The sequence below is a fragment of the Paenibacillus lutimineralis genome (assembly GCF_003991425.1).
Classification (GTDB): domain Bacteria; phylum Bacillota; class Bacilli; order Paenibacillales; family Paenibacillaceae; genus Fontibacillus; species Fontibacillus lutimineralis.
In genome coordinates, this window is the sequence record NZ_CP034346.1 from 77054 (window position 1) to 85000 (window position 7947).

11 protein-coding genes (1 of these 11 running past the window's edge) are annotated in these 7947 nt (G+C 48.2%); all 11 read left to right on the forward strand.

What is annotated here, in order from left to right; genetic code table 11:
• Window positions 1-75: 75 nt before the first annotated feature.
• Window positions 76-1644: an anthranilate synthase component I family protein gene (locus tag EI981_RS00340; protein ID WP_126994442.1), complete on the forward strand. Its 1569-nt coding sequence runs from the start codon at window positions 76-78 to the stop codon at window positions 1642-1644.
• On the forward strand, window positions 1628-2209 hold the full coding sequence (gene pabA, locus EI981_RS00345; protein ID WP_126994444.1) for an aminodeoxychorismate/anthranilate synthase component II: 582 nt from the start codon (window positions 1628-1630) through the stop codon (window positions 2207-2209). Before EI981_RS00340 ends, pabA begins: the two co-directional genes overlap by 17 nt.
• Window positions 2206-3087 (forward strand): aminodeoxychorismate lyase, encoded by an 882-nt coding sequence (pabC, locus tag EI981_RS00350; protein ID WP_126994446.1) that lies wholly within the window; start codon window positions 2206-2208, stop codon window positions 3085-3087. Before pabA ends, pabC begins: the two co-directional genes overlap by 4 nt.
• Window positions 3088-3924 (forward strand): dihydropteroate synthase, encoded by an 837-nt coding sequence (gene folP, locus EI981_RS00355; protein ID WP_126994448.1) that lies wholly within the window; start codon window positions 3088-3090, stop codon window positions 3922-3924.
• A gap of 68 nt (window positions 3925-3992) precedes the next feature.
• Complete coding sequence (gene folB, locus EI981_RS00360; RefSeq protein WP_126994450.1) at window positions 3993-4355, forward strand: dihydroneopterin aldolase; 363 nt, start codon at window positions 3993-3995, stop codon at window positions 4353-4355.
• Between the two features lie 9 nt (window positions 4356-4364).
• Window positions 4365-4916: a 2-amino-4-hydroxy-6-hydroxymethyldihydropteridine diphosphokinase gene (gene folK, locus EI981_RS00365; protein WP_126994452.1), complete on the forward strand. Its 552-nt coding sequence runs from the start codon at window positions 4365-4367 to the stop codon at window positions 4914-4916.
• Window positions 4868-5071: a helix-turn-helix domain-containing protein gene (locus tag EI981_RS00370; RefSeq protein ID WP_126994454.1), complete on the forward strand. Its 204-nt coding sequence runs from the start codon at window positions 4868-4870 to the stop codon at window positions 5069-5071. Before folK ends, EI981_RS00370 begins: the two co-directional genes overlap by 49 nt.
• Window positions 5072-5103: 32 nt before the next feature.
• Window positions 5104-6105: a tRNA dihydrouridine synthase DusB gene (gene dusB, locus EI981_RS00375; protein ID WP_126994455.1), complete on the forward strand. Its 1002-nt coding sequence runs from the start codon at window positions 5104-5106 to the stop codon at window positions 6103-6105.
• Window positions 6106-6253: 148 nt separating this feature from the next.
• Window positions 6254-6469, forward strand: coding sequence for a hypothetical protein (locus tag EI981_RS00380; RefSeq protein ID WP_126994456.1), 216 nt, complete (start codon window positions 6254-6256; stop codon window positions 6467-6469).
• Window position 6470: 1 nt separating this feature from the next.
• A complete protein-coding gene (gene greA, locus EI981_RS00385) occupies window positions 6471-6947 on the forward strand; it encodes a transcription elongation factor GreA (RefSeq protein ID WP_126994458.1) in 477 nt (158 codons plus the stop codon).
• 123 nt (window positions 6948-7070) lie between these two features.
• Window positions 7071-7947: the 5' portion of a lysine--tRNA ligase gene (gene lysS, locus EI981_RS00390; RefSeq protein ID WP_126994460.1), read on the forward strand. The gene runs 638 nt beyond the window's last position; the window shows 877 of its 1515 coding nt (coding positions 1-877); its start codon is at window positions 7071-7073; its stop codon lies beyond the right edge, outside the window.

A 7947-nucleotide genomic window follows, 5' to 3' on the forward strand; every position in this document is an offset into this window, starting at 1 on the left:
ACTTGTACTTTAATAAGAGAGAAAAGCTTAGTATACTAACAGGCACAAACAAGATGATGGAGGATACAGCGTCTAATGAAGACTATGCTAACATTTGAAGATTGGGTTCGTCTGGCACAGGAAGGGAGCTGGACAATGCTTCCGTATGCAGTGAAGATGCATGCTGAGGACCCGTTGCCAGACCATTGGTCTGCTGCTTGGGAGGAAGCACATCCCTATTGCTGTGTACTAGAGAGTGGAAAAGGAGGACGCTTCACCTTTCTCGGTTTGACACCGGTGTCTGTGATCCGGGGCAAGGCAGAGTCAGCTCGTATCTATGATCTAAGCCAAGAGCGGTCTAAGGTGGCAATGCTAGAGGGCAAGCCGCTTGAACTGTTAGGAAAGTGGCTCGCTCCCTATACAGCTCCGTCTATCTCAGAACTCCCTTTCTTCAGTGGCGGAGCCGTTGGATTTCTCGGTTATGATGTGGCTAGATCATTGGAGCGCCTGCCGCAATTGGCAGAGGATGATCTTAAGCTTGATGATTATATCTGGATGAGGTTTGAGGAGCTGTGGGTTGTTGATGCTCTGAATAGTGATATTTATGCGGTTGTCCATTGTCCGATAGCAGGCAATGAAGAGGGCATCGAGAATTTACGGGAAAAATATGACTTGGCTGAAAGAACGGCTGCTCAAATGATGGAGCAATGGCAGAGGTTCAGCAGAGTAAAGAGCGGGAATACCAAGCAGAACTCAGAGTCTACATTGGATTCTGTGCAGGAGCCTACGGCACATAGTGCCTCTTTCTCGCAAGAGGGCTTCGAGCGGGCGGTGGAACAAGTGCGGAGATATATCGCTGCGGGCGATGTATTTCAAGTCAACCTTTCATTGAGACAAGCATTTCCTCTAGCGGTCTCGCCTGAGCACATTTATGAAGACTTAAGAGAAATTAACCCTTCGCCTTATATGGGGTTCATGAGCTTTCCCGACTTTCAACTTGTATCCGCCTCGCCTGAGCTGCTGATCAAGCTGGATCAGGGAGTCATGCGCACCCGTCCAATTGCAGGAACGCGGCGCCGCGGCCTGACTGAGGCCGAGGATCGGAAGATGGAGGAAGAACTACGTACGAACGAGAAGGAGCAGGCGGAGCATATTATGCTTGTTGATCTACTTCGCAATGATCTGGGGCGGGTAGCTGAGTTTGGCTCTGTCAAAGTAAGCGAGCTGTTTACCATCGAACGTTATTCACATGTCATGCATCTGGTATCTGAGGTGGAGGGATGGCTTCCATCAGACAAGACAGCGATGGATGCGATTGCGGCCGTCTTTCCTGGTGGGACGATTACAGGAGCGCCCAAGATCAGGACGATGGAGATTATCGAGGAGCTGGAGCCTGTCACCCGCGGGCCTTATACCGGGGCGATGGGGTGGATTGACTATAACGGCAATATGGAATTAAATATTATTATACGTACGCTGGTCGTAAAAGACGGATTCGGATATATTCAGACGGGAGCGGGAATCGTCATCGATTCTTTGCCTTACCGAGAGTATCGGGAATGTCATAATAAGGCCAAGGCAATAGCCATGGCGTTGGGAAGAAGCCATCAGGATGGATGCCAAGGCGACAAGAAGGGGGATGAAGGAAATGATACTGGTCATTGATAATTATGATTCATTTACGTACAATCTGGTGCAGTATTTGGGAGAGCTTGGGGAAGACGTTGTTGTTAAGCGTAATGATGAGATTGATCTGAACGGGATAGCCGAGCTTAAGCCAGATCACATTCTGCTCTCTCCGGGTCCTTGTACACCAAACGAGGCCGGAATTACACTGGATGTCATTGAGCGGTTCAAAGGAGTCATTCCGATCTTTGGCGTCTGTCTCGGTCATCAAGCGATCGGTCAGGCCTTCGGCGGGAACGTAATTCGCGCGGAGCGCTTAATGCACGGGAAGACTTCGCCCATTCACCATCAGGGTGAATCGGTATTCACGGGGCTGCCATCTCCATTTACGGCGACACGCTATCATTCCCTGATCGTTGAGCGGGAGAGTCTGCCGGATTGTCTGGAGATCACCGCGGAGACTGCAGAGGGAGAAATTATGGGCTTACGTCATAAGGAATACGCCGTTGAAGGCGTGCAATTCCATCCGGAGTCCATCATCACCGATCATGGACATCAAATTCTCCGCAACTTCTTAAGCCGGAAGGCAGAAGCATTCATATGAAATATATCGGGGTGAATGGAGTTCCCACCCCAGCCGCTGAAGCCGTGCTGTCCGTAATGGATCACGGCTTCATGTACGGGATGGGCTTGTTCGAGACTTTTCGGACTTATGGTGGACGTCCATTTTTAATAGAGAGGCATCTGGAACGACTTGAGCAAGGCTGCAGGAGTCTGGGGATTCGTTACCCGCTGCAGTTAGATCAAGTTGTCCAAGAGATCGGAGAATTGCTTCGTCTCAATGATCTTCAGGACGGTTATATTCGTCTTACAGTATCGGCAGGAGAAGGCCCGCTTGGACTTCCCTCAGAAGATTACGGGGATCCTACTGTAATTATTTATGTTAAGTCACTAGCGCCAGTAGATCCGCAGCTGTATATGGAGGGCAAGTCGCTATATCGGCTGAACACGCCTAGGAATACACCGGAGGGTGAGGTTCGCCTCAAATCGCTTCATTATATGAATAATATGCTGGCGAAGCGTGAATTAAGAGAATACACGCCTTTAAGGGCGGGTAATTACGAAGGGATGCAGCTGACTGCGGATGGTTATTTGGCTGAGGGTATCGTAAGCAATCTATTCTTTGTGCAGAATGGCAAGCTACATACGCCTGATATAGGCACTGGTATTCTACCAGGGATTACCCGTGCGTTCATTCTGCAACTGGCTAACCAATTGGAACTGCCGTTTGAAGAAGGATATTATAAGTGGGACCGATTGAAGGAAGCGGATGAGATCTTTGTGACGAATTCCATTCAAGAGGCGGTACCCGTAACATGTCTTCTTGAGCCTGAAGGAGGCATTTATATAGTCGGAAATGGTAAGATGGGATCTATTACAAGACAGCTTATAGAGCAATATAGACAAAAGGCGGGAGTATAAATGCAACCAAAACGATATAAACGTAGTTACCGCTGTGGTGATACGGTGCTTGAGTTAGGTAACCGCACGTTAATTATGGGTATCCTTAATGTAACCCCGGATTCCTTCTCGGATGGGGGGCGTTATAATCGGATGGATGAGGCGATCCGCCATGCCGAGGAGATGATAGCTGCCGGAGCAGATATTATCGACATTGGTGGAGAGTCAACACGGCCCGGGCATAACCCAGTAGGAGCAGAGGAAGAACTGAAGCGGGTTGTCCCTATCGTAGAGGCGCTTCATCGCGTGATGCCGCAGGTTCCTTTGTCGGTGGATACCTATAAGGCTATCGTCGCAAGAGAGTCGCTTCAGGCGGGGGCTCATATTATTAATGATGTGTGGGGCTTCAAGGCAGACCCGGAGATGGCTGCGGTAGCAGCGCAATTTGATTGCCCGGCGATCATCATGCACAATCGGCATGACCGTAATTATAATGCTCTGATGCAGGATGTGGCGGATGATCTGCTTGAGAGCGTTAGAATTGCTAGAGATGCCGGAGTGCGTGACGATAATATCATCCTTGATCCGGGGATTGGATTTGCTAAGGACTACGAGGAGAATCTGAAAGTGATGCAATCGCTGGACGAGCTGGTCCATCTTGGCTTCCCGATGCTGCTGGGGACGTCGCGTAAGAGATTTATTAGAACGACGCTCGATCTGCCGGTAGATGAGCTTGTGTTCGGAACAGCAGCTACGGTAGCGCTTGGTATTGCTCAAGGTTGTCAGGTCGTAAGAGTGCATGATGTGAAGGAGATTAAGCAGACGGTACAGATGTGCGATGCTATTGTGTATATTTAACACTTATTACGGAAAATCACTCCATTCTGATATGGAAGTAAGATATATTGAAAGGTGGACATTGAATTATGGATAAAATGGTTCTTCGCGGTATGGAATATTACGGGTATCACGGTGTTTTTGATGAGGAGCGAAAATTAGGCCAGCGTTTCTTCGTGGATCTGGAACTGGAGTTGGATCTAAGCGTCGCTGGCCGGAATGATGATCTTAGCCAAACGGTAAATTATGCCGAGATTCACGAACTGGTTAAAGGAATCGTCCAGCAAAAAAGCTTTAAATTAATTGAAGCCCTGGCTGAGCATATTGCATCCTCGGTTTTGGACACTTATACTATGGTAGATGCGTTAACGGTCCATGTAACCAAGCCGCATCCGCCTTTCGATATTCATTTTAAAGGCGCTACGGTGGAACTATACCGTTCAAGAAAGTGAGAAGCATGCATGACTACTATACAGACTTTCACTGATTCTTCAGAGGCTTATATTGCTCTAGGGGCCAATCTGGGCGACCGTGAGGCAACTTTGAAGGAAGCGATCAGTTTATTAGATGAACACCCTGGGATTACAGTACTTCGCTGCTCGAATATGTATGAGACCGACCCGGTTGGATACGCGGATCAGCCTGATTTTGTAAATATGGCCATTGCCCTGCAAACCACGCTGACACCGGAAGCACTGCTTGATGTTATGCTGCAGACGGAGCAGGTGCTGGGCAGGAAACGCATTGTTAAAAATGGCCCCCGGACGGTCGACCTCGATTTGTTATGGGTGGAAGGGCAGCAGTCAGCCACAGCCCATTTAGCACTCCCTCATCCTCGGATGTTTGAGCGGGCATTTGTACTCGTTCCACTAGCTGATATTGTTCCGACAGAAGAAGCGTCGGGCCTATATCGGCGTGTTCACGATGCTCTTGAACAGATGGATGATAAGGGGGGCGTCCGATTTTGGAAAGCATGCAATTGGGCCAGCGCATCCGTGCGTTCCGGAAGCTGAAAGGCTTCACCCAGCAAGAGCTAGCTGGACAGTCAGGGATTTCATTAGCGGTTCTCGGTGCTATTGAGCGCGGGAATCGACATGTAGAAGATCAAATTTTAATTAAAATTTCAGATTGTCTAGGGATTTCCCTGCAGGAACTGAAGTTGGAATAAAATAAATCCGATTATATTACAGGAGGGGCCACATGCTGAAGATTGGCGATATAGAAATGAAAAACCAAGTCGTGCTTGCCCCAATGGCTGGCGTCTGCAACCCGGCCTTCCGGTTGATTGCGAAGGAATTTGGTACAGGATTGGTCTGTGCAGAGATGGTGAGCGACAAAGCCATTATCCATGGCAACAAACGCACGAAGGAAATGCTGTTTGTTGATGAGCGTGAGAAGCCACTGAGCTTGCAAATTTTCGGAGGGGACCGCGAGTCTCTTGTTAAGGCTGCGAAGGTTGTCGATCAGCAGACAAATGCGGATATTATCGATATTAATATGGGCTGTCCGGTGCCTAAAGTTACAAAATGTGACGCCGGTGCAAGATGGCTACTTGATCCGAATAAAATATTTGAGATGGTGTCCGCTGTCGTTGATGCGGTTAGCAAGCCGGTTACGGTGAAGATGCGTATCGGCTGGGACTCGGAGCATATCTATGTGGTTGATAATGCTAAGGCAGTTGAGCAGGCTGGAGCGAAGGCAGTCAGCGTACATGGACGGACTCGTGAGCAGCTATATACAGGCACAGCTGATTGGAGCTACATCAAACAGGTTAAGGACACGGTATCTATTCCGGTTATCGGTAACGGGGATGTTCATACCCCTGAGGATGCCAAACGGATGCTGGAAGAGACTGGTTGTGACGGTGTCATGATCGGACGGGCCGCACTGGGGAATCCGTGGATGCTGTATCGTACTATAGAGTATCTGAAGTCGGGTGAACTGCTTCCAGAACCAGGGGCAGAAGAGAAGATTCGAATTGCGATACTGCATATGGACCGTCTAGCTACACTAAAAGGCGAGAGTGTCGCAGTTCGCGAGATGCGCAAGCACTTGGCTTGGTACTTGAAGGGATTAAAAGGGGCTGCTCGGATCAAGGACTCCATTATGGAAGAGACGAGACGAAATGAAATGGTGCGCATTCTTGAAGGCTTTGTCACTAGCCTCTCCTCGGAGTCGGAAAAGGCTGAGGCATCGGCTTAGTTACAGGAATAACCAGCTGAATCCAACCGAGACAAAAGTGAACTTTTTGAAACGTTTACATTTGGAAATTTAGCTGTCATTGACATTTCAGAATCGATCCCCTATAATTTCACAGTATAAATTCGCCTCAGGAGATAACTTCCACAACATGGAGTGGTCTGACCTCCAAGAGATTGCATATGATAATCTCAATGATGCGTTATTTTTTGCCGCCTCTGGCCAGGCGGAAAACCAGGGCCTTCGCCGTACGTGGGGGGATTGCTGCTCCTATTTGCAGGATATATCGACCGCTTATATATTAGAGGAGTTAAAGATCGCTTTACACGAGTGCGAAAATTATTTCCATGACAGGAGAATCGGTTGAGATGAGCGATAAAGAGGTTATTCTTACACAGGACGGTCTAAAAAGACTGGAAGAAGAACTTGAGAATCTGAAGTCTGTTAGACGCCGTGAAGTTGCTGAACGGATTAAAACCGCGATCGGCTACGGCGATATTAGCGAGAACTCGGAATATGAAGATGCGAAGAACGAGCAAGCATTTATTGAAGGGCGTATCATTACGCTGGAGAAGATGCTTCGTAACGCACGTATTATTAACAACGACGAGATCGATACAGATACAGTGAGCATCGGTTCGACGGTTATTGTAGAAGACCTGGAGTTCGGCGATACGATGGAATATGCGATCGTAGGTACAGCTGAATCCGATCCGCTACAGAACAAGATATCGAATGAGAGCCCGGTAGGCAAGGCAATCCTGGGCCAGAAGAAGGGCGCTGTAGTCGATGTGAACGTACCGGCAGGCGTTATTCAATATAAAATTGTTGATATTAAGAAATAAAGCTGATTTAGCGATTCAAGAAGCTTCCCCAGCGGAGGCTTCTTTCACTGTTTTATGTGGGTCGGTTTGTGATTGAGGGTGTAAACAACCCTATTTTATAGTCTGTAAGGAGTGGAGCGAAGAATGAGCGAAGAAATGCACAACGAAGAAATGCATAATGAAGAAGTCGTTGAGATTAGCGAGTTATTGAAGGTTCGTCGCGATAAATTGGACGAGCTGCGCGAGCTTGGAATCGATCCTTTTGGCCACAAATATGTGCGCGACAATATGGCGGGGAATATCCTGAGCAAGTATGATGGCATGACGAAGGAAGAGCTGGATGAGCAGCAAGTTAAGGTATCCATCGCTGGCCGCATTATGGCTAAGCGCGGTATGGGTAAGGCAAGCTTTGCGCATATCCAGGACTTGTCCGGCAAAATTCAGATCTATGTTCGCAAGGACAGCATTCCGGAGGACAAGTATGCAGCGTTCAAGCTGCTTGATCTGGGCGATATTATCGGTGTAACCGGTGCAGTGTTCAAGACCAAGACCGGCGAGACTACGATTAATGTAGAGGATCTGGTGGTACTGTCCAAGTCCCTCTATCCATTGCCTGATAAATACCATGGTCTGAAGGACGTTGAACTGCGTTACCGTCAGCGTTATGTCGACTTGATTGTAAATCCAGAAGTACAGCAAACTTTTATTAATCGTTCCCGGATTATTCAATCTATGCGCCGTTACCTCGACTCAATCGGCTATCTGGAGGTTGAGACTCCAACACTTCATAATATTGCGGGCGGTGCGGCGGCTCGTCCGTTCATTACCTACCATAATGCACTGGACATGCAGCTCTATATGCGGATTGCTCTTGAGCTCCATTTGAAGCGTCTCATTGTTGGTGGTATGGAGAAGGTCTATGAAATTGGTCGGGTATACCGTAATGAAGGAATTTCGACGCGCCATAACCCTGAATTTACTATGATGGAATTGTATGAAGCTTATGCCGACTATAAAGATA

Excerpts from the sequence above, each read along its gene's own strand:
- folB (WP_126994450.1), top strand. The coding sequence starts at position 3,993 with ATGGATAAAATGGTTCTTCGCGGTATGGAATATTACGGGTATCACGGT.
- folP (WP_126994448.1), top strand. The coding sequence starts at position 3,088 with ATGCAACCAAAACGATATAAACGTAGTTACCGCTGTGGTGATACGGTG.
- dusB (WP_126994455.1), top strand. The coding sequence starts at position 5,104 with ATGCTGAAGATTGGCGATATAGAAATGAAAAACCAAGTCGTGCTTGCC.
- pabA (WP_126994444.1), top strand. The coding sequence starts at position 1,628 with ATGATACTGGTCATTGATAATTATGATTCATTTACGTACAATCTGGTG.
- EI981_RS00340 (WP_126994442.1), top strand. The coding sequence starts at position 76 with ATGAAGACTATGCTAACATTTGAAGATTGGGTTCGTCTGGCACAGGAA.
- folK (WP_126994452.1), top strand. The coding sequence starts at position 4,365 with ATGACTACTATACAGACTTTCACTGATTCTTCAGAGGCTTATATTGCT.
- greA (WP_126994458.1), top strand. The coding sequence starts at position 6,471 with ATGAGCGATAAAGAGGTTATTCTTACACAGGACGGTCTAAAAAGACTG.
- pabC (WP_126994446.1), top strand. The coding sequence starts at position 2,206 with ATGAAATATATCGGGGTGAATGGAGTTCCCACCCCAGCCGCTGAAGCC.
- EI981_RS00380 (WP_126994456.1), top strand. The coding sequence starts at position 6,254 with ATGGAGTGGTCTGACCTCCAAGAGATTGCATATGATAATCTCAATGAT.